Raw genomic sequence first — 15414 nt, 5'->3', positions numbered from 1 at the left:
GTAATTGAAAAAATCAAGAGCCCTCTCCTTTGGGGAGGATTGGGTAAGGTTCATTAGCCCTCTCTCCACTCCTTGCCTGTTAAATTAATAAACACATCTTCGAGGTTGGCTTGCTTAACTTCTTTTTTACGCTCGAAGCCCGAGGCAACCAGGGTATCGATAAAATGGTCGGGGGTGTCGATACCGATAATGTGACCGCCGTCTACAAAAGCAACACGGTCGCAAAGTACTTCGGCTTCGTCCATATAATGGGTGGTAATTACTACAGTGGTTCCGGCTTTTTGAATTTCTTTAATCAACTCCCAAAGGTTACGGCGTGCCTGCGGATCGAGGCCGGTAGTTGGCTCGTCCAGAAAAACCACACGCGGATTATTGATCAATGTGGTAGCGATAGAAAAGCGCTGCTTTTGCCCGCCCGAGAGGTCTTTATATTTTGCCTTCGCTTTATCAGTAAGGTTAACCTTTTCCAACATGGCCATGGGGCTTACTTTAATGCCGTATAAACCCGAGAATAGGGTAATCAGCTCGGCCAGGTTTAGGTTGGGGTAATAACCTGCGGCCTGTAGCTGCACGCCAATACGCTTTTTAATACTGCCGGCATCAGTATCTACATTAAAGCCATCAACTATAACCTCGCCCGAGGTTTTGTTTCTAAGGGTTTCAATAATTTCCAGCGTGGTAGTTTTACCGGCACCATTTGGGCCCAGCAAACCAAATATTTCACCTTCAAAAACCTCAAAGCTAATGTCTTTAACCGCTGTAAAGTCATCATACTGCTTTACCAGATTTTTAACGGTTATAATAGGGGTTTTTACCATACCTCTAATGTAAGTTTCTGGCAGCAAAAAACCATACACTTTTTCGGCGAACGGAGGTTAAAAAGCGGTAAACGGCATAAAGCCTCAGCCCAAATCTCTCCAGAAAAGTGGCAAGATTAAAGTCCTCTCTTTTGGAGAGCATTTAAGTGAGGCATTATTTCTTTCCTTTTTTTAACTCGCTTTCAGATTTGATCACCTTTTGGCCTTCATCGGTTTTAATTTCGTAGGCTGGCTCTTTTTTGGTGGCGTTCCGTTTAACGGTAGTGCCTTTAATTTGCTTAGAAACGGGCTCTTCGTGTTTCTTTTCAATTTTTCCCTCGGCTTCGCCTTTGCCCCAGCTCCAATGTACGGTATCTCCCTTTTTCATAAACTGTTAGTTTTGAAAATTAGTGATACAATTACGATGCCTGTTTTTTTTATTATTCTACCAACAAAGTATCGGTAATAGGGAGATCATTAGGAGTGGTGCCTACTTTGTAGAATTTAAGGTAGTAGGTACCCGCTTTAGCAGCCTTAAATTTATAGGTAGCAGCTTTAAGTGCGTTGGTATTTATGGCACAAACCGTACAGCTATCGTGCGATGCGTAGGCTTTAATAGCTATTGTGTTATTGCTGGTGTCCTGCTTAAAGTTCACAAACTTATCGCAGTTGTTGGTTGCCCTCCAGCTTACATTAAAAGATATTTCCTGGTTAATTAAGGATTTCGTTACGCCGTTTACACTTACAATATCATGCTGCAGCGTGTCTATACAAGCAATTGTGGCAATAGGCTTAATATCCCCCTTTTTGCAGGCGGTAAAAAACAGCACTAATAATAACAGATAAGTAAAGTTTTTCATAAGCGGCAGTTTGTAACGAGTTTGGTAAACAATTAATTACAATAACCATGCTAAAGTTGCATCAATATTTTTTAGCATACAACAAAGTATAGATAAATAAACTAAATGTATCGACCAATGGTAATTCCATTCAATTAGTTCATCAACTCGCGGAAAATATGCATAAATATTTCGGCGCGTTCTACATAATAAACTAAGAAAGTAATAAGTAATGTTTTCATGACATTGTGTGTTGTTTTACACTACAAAGGTGCCGCACAAGTCATTTAAATTACAGTGCTTTTAGGTAAGCGGGGCTATTTTTTCGGTGAATACGGCTTCGTTATTGGTTAATAGTTATCAGTTATTGTAAACAAGCGGGTTAAAGGGCATTAGATTGTCGGTAGAAATCCTAACGGTATAATACTGAAATACCTAAAAAGCTACAAACAGCCATAACTACTGCTCAAGCGGCAGGTTCATCAACAACCTATACTCATTGCGCAGTGCGGTAAGGCACGATGCACAAAGGCAGCCATCATAAAGTTCGCTGATGTATTGGGTTTCGTTAAGGTTAAGCTGCACCGTCATGCACTGGCATTTGGTAAAAGAGTTGGCCTTGCACTCAAACGGCGAACGGCAGCGTTCGCAGGCAACTATTTCGTGTTTGGTGTGGGCTTGCATTTTGTAAAAGTAGGGTTTATCTTTCTATTGAAATTAAATGGCATTGAATATTGACGTTATAAAAACAAAGCCTTACTATCGAAATAGCAAGGCTTTATAATATCGTGATTGCGAACTTCACCAATCTATATCGCAAATCCTGTCTCGATTCTTAACGCTCGATTCCTGACTTTTTTTTATTTAACCAGGGGCACAAATTTCATCGAAACCGAGTTTACACAGTGGCGTGTATTTTTAGGTGTAAAACGTTCGCCGGTAAATACGTGCCCGAGGTGTGCACCGCAGTTGGCGCATAATATTTCGGTACGGCTACCGTCGGCATCTGTTTCTTTCCGTACTGCGCCGGGTATTTCGTCATCGAAACTTGGCCAACCGCAAAACGATTCAAATTTGGTATCAGAAGTGTAAAGCGCAGCATCGCAACGGCGGCAAACATATAAGCCTTCTGCCTTATTATTGAGCAACTCGCCGGTAAACGGGCGCTCAGTACCTTTGTATAATATTACCCTTTCTTCTTCGGGTGTTAGCTTGTTGTATTCCATATTTTCTTTTGATTTCACCGATGATTGTTGATTCCATCGATTTGATTTTGTTATATAAATATACGCATAATGGCTGGCTTGGTTGGTACCGTATGGTATTATTTACATGGCTTTGACGGTATGCAGCCCAGGTATACCAACTTGTTTTGGCACCCCACAAACCGGGTAGTTACTGTGCAATCTTAGACTTAGCGCGTGGATTCATGAAACAATAAGGATGACATTTAGCTTAAACCTAATTTCCTAACACCTCCAAATGATACTCCTGTATCAAAGCCGGGTTTTCGGGTGTCAATGTAAAGCTGATCTTGATATTAGCCTTTTCGCCCTGCATTATAAAAGAACCGCGCAGTTGGTTTAAGGCAATTATTTCACTCAGCCCTGTTATTTTACCGGCTTTGGCAAAGGCCTCTGTCGCTTCTGCTTTCAATTTATCCGGGAAATAATCCATCCAGAAGTTTTGGGCGAATATGTTGCTGGCTTTGGCGTTATCCCAATTAGGCAGCAGTTTAATCAACTCGCTTTTACGCTTATTTAAAATAGCTGAGGCTGGTAAGACACGAGGCTGAATGCCCGACAAGGCCAGCAAGGTATCCAATGCCTGTTTATTAGGGAAGCCTGCATTAGCATAAGTGAGGTTAACAAACGACACAATACCGATGCCGTACTCGGGCAATATGTTCCATTGGCTCCCGAAGCCCGGCAAGCCGCCTGTATGGCCAACATAAATTCTGTTATCGCAATCTTTAGTCCATCTTAGGCCATAGCAATAGGCCGATACCGTTGGGCAGGGTTTACCATTAGTTAGTTTAGCTGCCAGGTTAAGCGCCGATACATCCCAAGGGTACTGCATCTCGCGGATCGAACTCCGTTTAACCGGTCCTGTCTCTATATCGTCCCTCGGCGGCCGGGCTGCCATATGCAGGGCCATGTATTTACTAAAGTCTTCGATGGTAGTAATCAGCCCGCCCATTGCTCCGTAAGATCCATCGTGCAATAACGGCTGCTCTACCCATTCGTTATTGAGCCAGCGGTAACCAAGTGCCAGTTGCTCTTTAGGTACTTTTGTATACTCCCAATAAGTATGGTTCATGCCCAGTGGCTTCAGAATATTTTCGGTGATGTAGTCTTCATAAGTTTTGCCCGATACTTTTTTAATAATGTACCCCAAAGTGGCAAAGCCCAAATTACTGTATTCGTAACCCAAGCCGGGATCATTAGAGAACGACAAACCTTTTCTGTAGATATTGAGCAACTCCTCGTCGCTGTCGGCCAGTTGGCGGTCACCCCAGGGATTGTCCTCGGGGTAGCCGGCAGCGTGGGTCAGTAGGTTGCGGATGGTTATTGCCGAAGCATCTTTGGTCAGCAGTTTACTATTCTTCATCTCAGGCACGTACATACTTGCCGGGTCATCCAGTTTCAGCTTGCCTTCATCGCGCAGCTTTAGTATCGCCATAGCCGTAAAACTCTTGGTCATTGAGGCAATGCGGAAAGCCGACTTGGAACTCGCTGCTGTTTTATTAACTAGATCTGTATAGCCGATATTACCGGTATGCACCAATTGGCCATCTACCACAATACCGTAGGCCAGGCCGGGCCAATGATTAGCTGCTGCATAATCTTTATAAAGCTGGTCAATCACATCGAAGGTAGCGGCAATTTTTTTACTCCTGTTGGCATCGGTAAATACCGGTGGTTTGTAAGATTGAGCGAAAGTGATAAACGAACAGATGGAGAAAAGGAAAATAAGTTTGTATTTCATGACCAGTAAATTGCGGTGCTTTAAAATACAGATTATTTTGATTTGATTTAAAAAGCAGGCAAAAATGGACAACGAATATTTTTGATAGGTTGAAATAAAGATTATGGATTGGATGAGTGAAGAGTAAATACAACTTCTTGTCCTAAAGAACCCACCCCTGCCAACGCACAGCCACACATGCCCCCCCCAAGGAGGGGAATAGCATTTCTTAGATTCCTAAATCCTGTAAATTAAGACTCTGACAAACAAAAAAACTCCCGGTCCAATGGACCAGGAGTTTCTATAATTTAAAGATCAGGTCTTTATTCCTTACTCTTGCTTGTAATGCTTAAGCTAATTTAGCCAGTTCTTCTGCCATGGCAGCGCCAATTTCGGCAGGTGATTCTACAACGCGGATCCCGCACTCGGCCATAATTTTCATTTTGGCAGCAGCAGTATCATCTGTACCACCAACAATAGCACCGGCGTGGCCCATACGGCGGCCCGGAGGCGCAGTTTGGCCGGCGATGAAGCCTACCACAGGTTTAGTACCATGCTCTTTAATCCATAGGGCAGCTTCTGCTTCCATACCACCACCAATTTCACCAATCATGATGATACCGTGTGTATCTGGGTCATTCATTAATAACTCAACTGCTTCTTTGGTAGGTGTACCTATAATCGGGTCGCCACCAATACCGATAGCGGTAGTGATACCTAAACCAGCTTTAACAACCTGGTCAACGGCTTCGTAAGTTAACGTGCCAGATTTTGAAACCACACCAACGTTGCCTTTTTTGAAGATAAAGCCTGGCATAATACCAATTTTAGCTTCGTCGGCAGTAATAATACCCGGGCAATTAGGGCCAATTAAACGGCTATCTTTATCCGTCAAATATTCTTTAACCGCAATCATATCCTTCGTTGGGATACCTTCGGTAATACAAACAATTACTTTAATACCAGCAGCAGCGGCTTCCATAATGGCATCGGCTGCAAAAGCAGGAGGTACAAATATGATAGATACATCGGCACCGGTTTGGTCAACAGCATCTTGTACGGTATTAAATACCGGCTTATCTAAGTGTTTCTGGCCACCTTTGCCCGGCGTTACACCGCCAACCAACTGGGTTCCGTACTCAATCATTTGCGAGGCATGGTAGGTACCTTCGTTACCGGTAAAACCCTGTACTATAACTTTTGAATCTTTATTTACGAGAACGCTCATGGTTTTTTTCTTTTACTGTGGCAAAGCTAAAGTTATTGACTATAAAGTCAAATTATTTTTGGGTAATCTCTTTGCAACAATTATGGTTAAAATTTGGTGATTTATTAGGTTATTGTTAAATGGTGATTTATGGGGTCATGCGGATTTTATATTAATAAATAGCGCCCAGTCGCATGGTAGTATTTGGGAAATAATCGTATTAGCACCTATGTTGATAGTGAAAGGTTTTTTCGCATAAGTATGTTACGATTGCCAACCACTCACGAATCAACTACTCAACCACTCACTTAATAATGGCATTGCCTTCGGCCCGGGCTTTACGCTCATACGCCTGCAGGCATTACGCGCGAGGCTGGTATCCGCTGCAATCCCTAATGCAAACGCCCATTGGTTCATGCCCCGTAGGGCTACCTATCATTCGACTAAAAGGGTAGCATCTTCGGCGCAAAAAGCACAATCCTATCTGGCTACAAACAGGTGGTCCATAGGGGCATAATGCATGGGGACGGTATTTAGATATTATTTAGTTTGATAAGTGCGGATTACCTCGCCTGTTAGTGGATTTATTACAACTGCTGTATCGCACCAATTAAATAATACTAACTCACTGTCATTATTGACTATTGAGCCAACGTATGGGCAATCGGTTGAACTCTTATCATAAAGCTTTACATGCCCAATTCTCCACAAAAAATTACCGGTTACACTAAATGCAAAAACATTACTGTTATAAATAATTTCAAAAGGGGATTCTATCAATACAATAACAACAGAGTTAATCTGCAACACCTCCTTTATAGGAAATTCAAGATCTAAAGAATAACCATTGTGAAAAGTTATATTATTGATTTTAATAATGTAATTCATTTTATAACTCCCAAAAATCACTTCCCTCCACTTATAGCCGCCTGGTACTTCGCCTCGTCAAATTCTTTTTCGCTTTTGGCAATTACCACACTTGCTATGCCGTTGCCAATTACATTGGTAATAGCCCGCGATTCTGACATAAACCTGTCCACCCCCAGTAAAATGGCGACACCTTCTACCGGGATCACTTTTATGGCTGCCAGGGTAGATGTGAGCACAATAAAGCCGCTGCCGGTTACGCCTGCTGCACCTTTGGAGGTAATCATCAGGATACCAATAATGGTAAGTTCCTGCCCCAGAGAAAGCGGGATATTAAATACCTGCGCCAAAAATATAACCGACATAGACAGGTAAATGGTGGTACCATCCAAATTAAAGGAATAACCGGTAGGGATCACCAGGCCCACTACAGATTTGGAGCAGCCAAACTTTTCCATCTTATCCATCATTAAGGGCAGTGCCGGTTCTGACGATGAAGTACCCAGCACAATCAATATTTCCTGCCTGATGAATTTAAGATATTGCCACAGGCTAAATTTAAACAGGTAACAAATTAAGTTAAGCACCACAAAAATAAACAGGGCCATAGTAAGGTAAACCGATCCCATCAGCATGGCTAATGGCTTAAGGGTTTTAATACCATACGTACTAATGGTATAGGCCATACCGCCAAAAGCCCCAACCGGTGCCAGCTTCATCACAATGTGCATAATATTGAAGAAAACCTTTTGCAGTTTATCAAACAAACTGATTACGCTTTGCCCTGCCTCGCCCATTTTGCTTAACCCGTAGCCGAATAATACAGCGAAAAATAAGATTTGTAAGATGTCGCCTTTGGCAAAAGCTTCAAATACGTTGCCGGGTACAATGTGCGTAAAAAAGTCGCCCCAATGCATTTCACTGGCTTGCTTTTCGTATTGTGCAAGTTTGGCGGTATCCATGTTGGCCGGGCTAACAAAGTTTGCGCCGGGTTTAATAAGGTTGGCCACGGTTACACCAATTACTAAGGCAAAGGTGGTTACCACTTCGAAATATAAAAGCGCCTTGCCACCTACCCTGCCCACCTTTTTCATGTCGCTCATGCCCGATATGCCAAGCACTATCACAAAGAAAATAATGGGTGCAATAAGCATGGTAATCATGCTGATAAATACTTTACTAATGGTTTGCGCTATAGGGGCAAAAGGTTTAAAATAAAGCCCTACTATAATACCGAGTATAATAGCAATAATAACCTGGAAGGTAAGGTTGGATAATAAGCGTTTCATGTACAACAATAATACTTATTTACAGCTTAATAAAACAACTAACCAACTGCTTAAGTGTAAGTAATAAGCAAAGTCTATTATATAAGCCGTCATTTTTCTTAAATTCGCAATCGCATTTTTTTATAGCGTTTGCAATAATGGATTATCAGTTTAAAGACATCGAGAAAAAGTGGCAGCAGTTTTGGGCCGACCATCAAACATTTAAAGCCGACAACCTTTCGCCTAAGCCAAAGTACTATGTGATGGACATGTTCCCTTATCCTTCGGGTGCAGGGCTGCATGTTGGCCACCCACTGGGTTATATTGCTTCTGATATTTTTGCACGCTATAAAAGGCTCAAAGGCTTTAACGTTTTACACCCCATGGGGTATGATTCGTTTGGTTTACCGGCCGAGCAATATGCCATACAAACCGGCCAGCACCCTGCCATTACCACCGAAGATAACATTGCCACCTACCGCCGCCAGTTAGACCAGATTGGTTTCTCGTTCGACTGGAGCCGCGAAGTGCGCACCAGTTCGCCCGACTATTATAAGTGGACGCAGTGGATTTTTATGGAACTGTTTAACTCGTGGTATAACAAAGCTGCCGACAAAGCAGAGGCGATTACCACGCTGGCTGAGCACTTTGAAAAACATGGCTCAAAAGGCATCAACGCTGCGAGCGACGAGGAGGTTTTAACCTTTACCGCCGATGATTGGAAAGCATTTACCAGTGAAGAGCAACAAAAAGAATTATTAAAATATCGTCTTACCTACCTGCGCGAAAGCACCGTAAACTGGTGTGCCGCTTTAGGTACTGTATTGGCAAATGACGAGGTAAAAGACGGCTTCTCTGAGCGCGGCGGCTACCCTGTTGAGCAAAAGAAAATGATGCAATGGAGCATGCGCATTACCGCATACGCCGAGCGTTTACTGCAAGGCCTGGACACCATTGACTGGCCCGAACCGCTGAAAGAAATGCAGCGCAACTGGATAGGCAAGAGTGTGGGTGCAAGCGTAAAGTTTGGCCTCACCCCAACCCTCTCCTCCGGAGAGGGGGCTAACTCGACTAAAGATTCTTCCTCCCTCTCCTCTGGAGAGGGCTGGGGTGAGGCTTATATCGAGGTTTTCACCACCCGCGTAGATACCATTTTCGGAGTAACCTTCGTAGTACTGGCACCCGAGCATGAGTTAGTTTCTCAATTAACTACGCCTGAGCAAAAAGCTACGGTTGAAGCCTACATCGCCCAAACCAAAAAGAAATCGGAGCTCGACCGTATGGCCGATACCAAAACAGTATCGGGCGCATTTACCGGCAGCTACGTATTGAACCCGCTAAACGGCGAAAAGATCCAGTTATGGATTGCCGATTACGTATTGGCTGGCTATGGTACAGGTGCAGTAATGGCCGTTCCATCCGGCGATCAGCGCGATTATTTGTTTGCCAAGCACTACAATTTGCCGATTGTGCCTATCATGGACATCCAGAATATTGAGGTAGAAGCCGACCCTACTAAGGAAGGGAAATACATCAATTCTGATTTCATTAACGGCCTGGAATATAAAGAGGCAACCGCAGCAGTAATTGCTAAATTGGAAGAAGTGGGCGCCGGTAAAGCACGCGTTAACTTCCGTATGCGCGATGCTATTTTTGGCCGCCAGCGTTATTGGGGAGAGCCTGTTCCGGTTTATTTTAAAGATAACCTGCCTCACTTAATCAGCGAAAGCGAATTACCGCTTTTACTGCCCGAGGTTGATAAATACCTGCCAACCGAAAGCGGCGAGCCACCTTTGGCCCGCGCTGCAGATTGGCATTATACCCTCTCCTCTGGAGCGGGCCAGGGTGAAGCATTCTCATACGAACTAAGCACCATGCCAGGTTGGGCTGGTAGCAGCTGGTACTGGTACCGCTACATGGATGCCCACAACGAAACCGAATTTGCATCGAAAGAAGCGATTGAATACTGGAAAGATGTCGACCTGTATATCGGTGGTTCTGAGCATGCAACCGGGCACTTGTTGTACAGCCGTTTCTGGAATAAATTCTTGAAAGATATAGGTAAGGTTGTTGAAGAAGAACCTTTCAAGAAATTGATTAACCAGGGAATGATCCAGGGTAGATCAAACTTCGTTTACCGTTTGGTAGATGAAGAGGGTCGTCCGACTAATACCTATGTATCTCATGGATTAAAAGATCAGTATAAAACAACTCCATTACATGTTGATGTAAACATCGTTACCAACGAAATTCTTGATCTGGATAAATTCAAAAAATGGCGCACCGAATATGAGACTGCCGAATTTATTTTAGAGAACGGCAAATACATCTGCGGTGTTGAGGTTGAAAAGATGTCGAAATCTAAATTCAACGTTGTAAACCCTGATGACATTATCGAGCGTTACGGCGCCGATACCCTGCGGATGTACGAGATGTTCTTAGGCCCCTTGGAGCAAAGCAAGCCCTGGAATACAAACGGTATCGAGGGGGTGTTCAAATTCCTGCGTAAGTTCTGGAGATTGTTCCACAACGATCAATGGGAGTTTACCGTAGCCAACGAAGCCCCAACCAAAGCCGAACTTAAAGCACTGCACAAGATCATTCGTAAAGTGGAAGAGGATATCGAACGCTTCTCGTTCAATACTTCAGTATCCAGTTTCATGATTGCGGTTAACGAACTGACGGATTTAAAATGTAACAAACGTGCCATTCTTCAGGATATGGTTGTAATCCTGTCATCATACGCACCACACATTTGCGAGGAGCTTTGGGTACAATTGGGTAACCCGGCCGGTACTTTATCGTATGCTGCCTACCCTAAATTTAACCCGGAGTATCTGATCGAAGATGATTTTGCTTACCCGATCTCTATCAATGGTAAAACCAAAATGAACCTCAACATCCCGCTTTCGCTGGATGTTAAAGATACCGAGGCATTTGTTTTGGCCAACGCCGATGTACAACGCTATCTTGATGGCAAAGCCCCTAAAAAGGTAATTGTTGTTAAAGGTAGAATTGTAAATATGGTAGTTTAAGCTGCGAGAAACAAGCTACAAGAATTAAGGCATTCAGCTTCAAATCCGTAATTGCGAGGTATGAAGCAATCCCCGATAAGCAGATCTGCTCTGTATGTTTGGGATTGCATCGCACCTCGCAATTGACATTTTATGGCCTTAAACCTCACCCTCAATGTGTTACTTACACACATCTATTTGTAACAATTCTGTCATCCTTGCCAGCATTTACCAATTTCTCCAAATCACCTGTAACATTTAAATTATTTTCGCCTCTAATCTCCAAAATCATTAATAAATGAAACGAATACTTTTACTTTTTACAATATTCTGTAGTGTGATAACTGCCAAGGCCCAAATGGGTGCAGGCGGCGGATCGACTATTACCGGCCGTATTTCTGGTACCGTAATCGACTCCCTTTCGGGCAAACCGCTTGATTATGCTACCGTAAGCATTTTTCGCAGTGGTGGTAAAGTACCGCTTAACGGCGTACTAACCGACTCTAAAGGTGGTTTTAAACTCGATATTAAACCCGGCAACTATAAAATTGCGGTTAGCTACATCGGTTACCCAACCAAGGTAATTGACCCGGTATTAACCACCGGCTCTAAACCCGATAAAAACCTGGGTAATATTGTGGTATCGCCAGGTGCCAAGGCTTTGAAAGAAGTTGTGGTAACCGGACAGGCACCAATTATTGAAAACAAGATTGATAAAATCGTTTTCAATGCCGAAAAAGATTTAACATCAAGCGGTGGTAATGCTACAGACATTTTGCGCAAGGTGCCATTGGTATCGGTTGATTTGGATGGTAACGTATCTTTACGCGGCGACCAAAACGTACGTGTATTAATTAACGGCAAACCATCGGGCGCATTGTCAACCAGCTTGGCCGACGTATTGCGTACCATCCCTGCCGATCAGATTAAAAGCATTGAGGTTATTACCTCTCCCTCTGCAAAATACGATGCAGAAGGCTCTGGTGGTATCATCAATATTATTACCAAAAGCCGCGATGTATCGGGCTTAAATGGTTCGGTGAGTGGTGGTGTAGGTACCCGCCAAAACAATGGTAACGTAAACGTTAACTATAAACATAACCGCTTTAGCCTGGCTGCCAACGTAGGTACCAACTTTGCATGGCCGCAAACATCGCTGGTTGATTTTAACAGTACAGCCGGCACCTTAGTACGCGCTCAAAATTCAACTTCAAAAACCAAACGTTATGGTACCATCGGTTCGGTAACTGCCGGCTATGATGTTAATGAGTTTAACAGCATCACATCAAGTTTCAGGCTTAATGGCGGCGGTATGAATATACACGGCCAATCTATGGCCACCAACAGCAGCTTTACAAATAGCCCCAACTATAACAGTACCAACTACAGCAAAGGCAGCTTTGGTGGTTTTGACTGGAATGCCGGTTATACCCACAAGTTTAAATTAAAAGACGAAGAGTTAAGCTTTGCAGGCCAGTGGAGCCATAGCAAAATTAATACCGATTACTCTACCCTGTACAGCAATGTTGCAGCTGCTTACATTAGCCAAACGCCTAACCAAATGGGTAGTAACGACGGTAAAAACGACGAATACACCCTTCAGGCAGATTATACACTGCCAATTGGCAAAAACATTAAGTTAGAAGCCGGTGGTAAAAGTATCTTCCGCCGTTTAAACAGCACTTCGGAAGTGGACAGGCAGATCTTAAACCAAGGTCCGTTTTTACCTAACGATACCGCATCTTACCTGTACGATTATAACCAGGATGTTTACGCAGGTTATACTGTATTAAGCTTTACCCTGCCAAAAAGTTATACGTTACAAGTTGGCGGCCGTGTAGAGAACACCCAAATTACCGGCGACCCAAACAATGCTACACAGCCAAGTTTACAGCCGTTTAAAAACTCATACACTACTTTTGTACCAAGCTTCATATTGTCGAAAGCGCTTACGCCTACACAAACATTAAAGCTTACCTACAACAAACGTATCCAGCGGCCAAGCTTAACCTTCCTGAACCCGTTTATCAACAAGGCTAACCCCGATAACCAGACAGAAGGTAACCCTACCCTATCACCAGAAATTACGCAGAGTGTAGAGCTGGGTTATACCACCTTTATAAAAAGCTCTGTAGTTAACTTCTCGGTTTATTACAAACACACTAATGATCTGATAGAGGGTATTGCCTCATCTATCCTTGATCCGGATCTGGGCCGCATAGTAACCCGTACCGATTATCAAAACATTGGTACCAACAACTCTTGGGGTACAAGCTTCTTCGGTTCTGTTAACCCTATTAAAATCTTAACCCTCCGCGGTAACATTAATGCTTATACTTATAATCCGCAGGCAAATGCAGCACAATCTGCACAGCAAACCGGCAGCGGAGTTTACTATAACTATAATGCTTTTTTAAGCGCATCATTAGCATTAAAAGGTGGTTTAGCTATTGAAGGCTTTGGTGTGTTTAACTCGCCACGCCGTACCATACAAGGTACTAACCCGGCATTTAACCTGTTTGGCTTTGGTGTTAAGAAAGACATTATTGCAAAGAAATTCACTTTGGGTCTGAATGCATTGTCGCCATTCCAGAAATACCTGATCCTTGATTCTAAGATCAACGGTAACGGGTTCAACCAAAGCCAGAAAATATCTTACCCAATCCGGTCATTCGGTATTTCGTTTACCTACAACTTCGGCAAGATCACTTACGGTGCGCAAAACCAGAAAAAAGGCGTTAACAATGATGACCTTAAACAAGGTGACCAAGGCGGTATGCCAAATAACAACTAACGATACAAACATCACAATTTATATAAAGCCATCCCGACAAATACCGGGATGGCTTTTTTGTTATAAGCTGTATATTTGCCTTATAATTACGATGAAGATTACCCTGCTAACCGTTGGAAAAACCGAAGATACTTACCTGAAAGATGGTATTGATAAATACACTAAACGGCTAAAGCATTACATTAAGCTGGATATTATCGACCTCTCCGAGTTAAAGAATACTAAGGCGCTGACCACCGATCAGCAAAAAACCAAAGAAGCCGAGCTCATCTTAAAAAAACTCGCCAATACAGATCATGTGATCCTGCTTGATGAAAAAGGCATGGAATTTACCTCACAGAAATTTGCAAATTTCCTGGATAAGAAAGCCATAGGTTCTGTACAAAACCTGGTGTTTATTGTAGGCGGGCCTTACGGTTTTGACCAATCGGTTTATGACCGTGCAAACGATAAGCTCTGCCTTTCCAGGATGACTTTTTCACATCAAATGGTGCGCCTGTTTTTTATTGAGCAGCTTTACCGTGCCTACACGATTTTGAAGGGCGAACCCTACCACCACGAGTAGTATTAAAATATGCTGTTTTTGAGGCATCTAATCATTTTTTTATAATAGCCTGTAAAGATTTATAAGTAGTTTTGCGCCATGGCACACGACCACGGACACTCACATGATCATGACCACTCGCACGGGTTTGGGCACCATCATGATCATACCCCAAAACTCGATCATCTTAACAAAGCTTTTATCTGGGGCATTGTCCTTAATTCGGCATTTGTAATTGTAGAAGTTATTGTAGGCTGGATACAAGGCTCACTTTCGCTGCTTACAGATGCTGGCCATAACTTAAGCGATGTAGCCAGCCTGGCATTAGCATTGCTGGCTTTCAAACTTACCAAGGTTAGCGCTAATGATAAATATACTTATGGTTACAAGCGGTCTACCATTATGGTATCGCTGTTTAATGCCATTATTTTACTGGTGTCTATAGGGTTCATCGTTTACGAGGCAATAATCCGCTTTACGCATCCGCATCCATTAGAGGGTATCACCATTGCCTGGGTGGCATTTGTGGGTATCGGCATTAATGCCTTTACTGCCTACCTGTTTGTGCAAGATAAAGACAAAGATATTAATGTAAAAGGCGCATACCTGCACATGGCTATGGATGCTATTGTATCATTAGGGGTAGTCATTTCCGGTATAATCATTTATTTTACCCACTGGTATGTAATAGATAGCATTGTGAGCTTAATTATTGCAGTGATTATACTTGCCGGTACATGGAGCCTGCTCAAGCACAGCATCCGCCTGGAAATGGACGGCGTACCGGTAGCTATTGATTTAACCAAAACCAAGCTGGAACTTATGAAGGCTAAAGGGGTGGTAGATGTGCATCACATACACGTTTGGGCGCTAAGCACTACAGAAAATGCACTTACGGCACATATTGTGATTAACCCTGATGACATGTCGCTCTTTGATAAAATAAAACACGACCTGCGCCACAGGCTGGAGCACTTAGATATTACCCACTGTACATTCGAAGCCGAATTTGTTGACGAGAAGTGTCAGCAGCAGGATTGTTAATATTTGGACGTTCGATTTAGGATTTAAAATCCATCGAACCAAACTGCAAGCATAAAACAAATGGGCGATGAAA

The 15414-nt window shown here is 43.1% G+C and carries 13 protein-coding genes; 4 read left to right on the top strand and 9 right to left on the bottom strand.

Annotation, left to right across the window (positions count from 1 at the left end):
• Positions 1-53 precede the first annotated feature (53 nt).
• The 9 genes from RG47T_RS00910 to dctA form a co-directional block, all read right to left on the bottom strand.
• Positions 54-818, bottom strand: a complete 765-nt coding sequence (locus RG47T_RS00910) for an ABC transporter ATP-binding protein (RefSeq protein ID WP_074493005.1) — start codon at positions 816-818, stop codon at positions 54-56.
• A gap of 154 nt (positions 819-972) precedes the next feature.
• A complete protein-coding gene (locus RG47T_RS00905; RefSeq protein WP_074487451.1) occupies positions 973-1185 on the bottom strand; it encodes a hypervirulence associated TUDOR domain-containing protein in 213 nt (70 codons plus the stop codon).
• A gap of 52 nt (positions 1186-1237) precedes the next feature.
• Positions 1238-1657 carry a hypothetical protein gene (locus RG47T_RS00900; RefSeq protein ID WP_074487450.1) on the bottom strand — a complete coding sequence of 140 codons (420 nt, stop codon included), beginning with the start codon at positions 1655-1657 and terminating at the stop codon, positions 1238-1240.
• Between the two features lie 438 nt (positions 1658-2095).
• Positions 2096-2320: a cysteine-rich CWC family protein gene (locus RG47T_RS00895; RefSeq protein WP_074487448.1), complete on the bottom strand. Its 225-nt coding sequence runs from the start codon at positions 2318-2320 to the stop codon at positions 2096-2098.
• Positions 2321-2496: 176 nt separating this feature from the next.
• Positions 2497-2916: a methionine-R-sulfoxide reductase gene (locus RG47T_RS00890; RefSeq protein ID WP_394365250.1), complete on the bottom strand. Its 420-nt coding sequence runs from the start codon at positions 2914-2916 to the stop codon at positions 2497-2499.
• Positions 2917-3097: 181 nt separating this feature from the next.
• Entirely contained in the window at positions 3098-4624 is a 1527-nt protein-coding gene (locus RG47T_RS00885) for a serine hydrolase domain-containing protein (protein WP_074487446.1), read from the bottom strand.
• A gap of 328 nt (positions 4625-4952) precedes the next feature.
• Positions 4953-5831 carry a succinate--CoA ligase subunit alpha gene (gene sucD, locus RG47T_RS00880; protein WP_074487445.1) on the bottom strand — a complete coding sequence of 293 codons (879 nt, stop codon included), beginning with the start codon at positions 5829-5831 and terminating at the stop codon, positions 4953-4955.
• Between the two features lie 519 nt (positions 5832-6350).
• Positions 6351-6698 (bottom strand): DUF7957 family protein, encoded by a 348-nt coding sequence (locus RG47T_RS00875; protein WP_074487444.1) that lies wholly within the window; start codon positions 6696-6698, stop codon positions 6351-6353.
• Between the two features lie 17 nt (positions 6699-6715).
• Positions 6716-7966, bottom strand: a complete 1251-nt coding sequence (gene dctA / locus RG47T_RS00870) for a C4-dicarboxylate transporter DctA (protein ID WP_074487442.1) — start codon at positions 7964-7966, stop codon at positions 6716-6718.
• Positions 7967-8103: 137 nt separating this feature from the next.
• On the opposite strand from dctA, the gene leuS reads away from it, so the two are divergent.
• The 4 genes from leuS to RG47T_RS00850 all read left to right on the top strand — a co-directional run bounded on the left by leuS (position 8104) and on the right by RG47T_RS00850 (position 15341).
• On the top strand, positions 8104-10980 hold the full coding sequence (gene leuS, locus RG47T_RS00865; RefSeq protein ID WP_074487441.1) for a leucine--tRNA ligase: 2877 nt from the start codon (positions 8104-8106) through the stop codon (positions 10978-10980).
• Between the two features lie 277 nt (positions 10981-11257).
• Complete coding sequence (locus RG47T_RS00860; RefSeq protein ID WP_074487440.1) at positions 11258-13753, top strand: TonB-dependent receptor; 2496 nt, start codon at positions 11258-11260, stop codon at positions 13751-13753.
• Positions 13754-13844: 91 nt separating this feature from the next.
• Entirely contained in the window at positions 13845-14318 is a 474-nt protein-coding gene (gene rlmH, locus RG47T_RS00855) for a 23S rRNA (pseudouridine(1915)-N(3))-methyltransferase RlmH (protein WP_074487438.1), read from the top strand.
• Between the two features lie 78 nt (positions 14319-14396).
• A complete protein-coding gene (locus RG47T_RS00850) occupies positions 14397-15341 on the top strand; it encodes a cation diffusion facilitator family transporter (RefSeq protein ID WP_074487436.1) in 945 nt (314 codons plus the stop codon).
• Positions 15342-15414 lie beyond the last annotated feature (73 nt).

It is taken from the genome of Mucilaginibacter polytrichastri (assembly GCF_001911425.1).
GTDB classification, from domain to species: domain Bacteria; phylum Bacteroidota; class Bacteroidia; order Sphingobacteriales; family Sphingobacteriaceae; genus Mucilaginibacter; species Mucilaginibacter polytrichastri.
The sequence above is the reverse complement of the archived record's forward strand: the minus strand, read 5'-3'. Positions and strand labels throughout refer to the sequence as shown.

Bases quoted from the DNA above. Each gene is read 5' to 3' on its own strand.
- RG47T_RS00850 (WP_074487436.1), top strand. From the start codon at position 14,397: ATGGCACACGACCACGGACACTCACATGATCATGACCACTCGCACGGG.
- RG47T_RS00900 (WP_074487450.1), bottom strand. From the start codon at position 1,657: ATGAAAAACTTTACTTATCTGTTATTATTAGTGCTGTTTTTTACCGCC.
- RG47T_RS00885 (WP_074487446.1), bottom strand. From the start codon at position 4,624: ATGAAATACAAACTTATTTTCCTTTTCTCCATCTGTTCGTTTATCACT.
- RG47T_RS00875 (WP_074487444.1), bottom strand. From the start codon at position 6,698: ATGAATTACATTATTAAAATCAATAATATAACTTTTCACAATGGTTAT.
- RG47T_RS00860 (WP_074487440.1), top strand. From the start codon at position 11,258: ATGAAACGAATACTTTTACTTTTTACAATATTCTGTAGTGTGATAACT.
- RG47T_RS00910 (WP_074493005.1), bottom strand. From the start codon at position 818: ATGGTAAAAACCCCTATTATAACCGTTAAAAATCTGGTAAAGCAGTAT.
- leuS (WP_074487441.1), top strand. From the start codon at position 8,104: ATGGATTATCAGTTTAAAGACATCGAGAAAAAGTGGCAGCAGTTTTGG.
- RG47T_RS00895 (WP_074487448.1), bottom strand. From the start codon at position 2,320: ATGCAAGCCCACACCAAACACGAAATAGTTGCCTGCGAACGCTGCCGT.
- rlmH (WP_074487438.1), top strand. From the start codon at position 13,845: ATGAAGATTACCCTGCTAACCGTTGGAAAAACCGAAGATACTTACCTG.
- sucD (WP_074487445.1), bottom strand. From the start codon at position 5,831: ATGAGCGTTCTCGTAAATAAAGATTCAAAAGTTATAGTACAGGGTTTT.
- dctA (WP_074487442.1), bottom strand. From the start codon at position 7,966: ATGAAACGCTTATTATCCAACCTTACCTTCCAGGTTATTATTGCTATT.
- RG47T_RS00905 (WP_074487451.1), bottom strand. From the start codon at position 1,185: ATGAAAAAGGGAGATACCGTACATTGGAGCTGGGGCAAAGGCGAAGCC.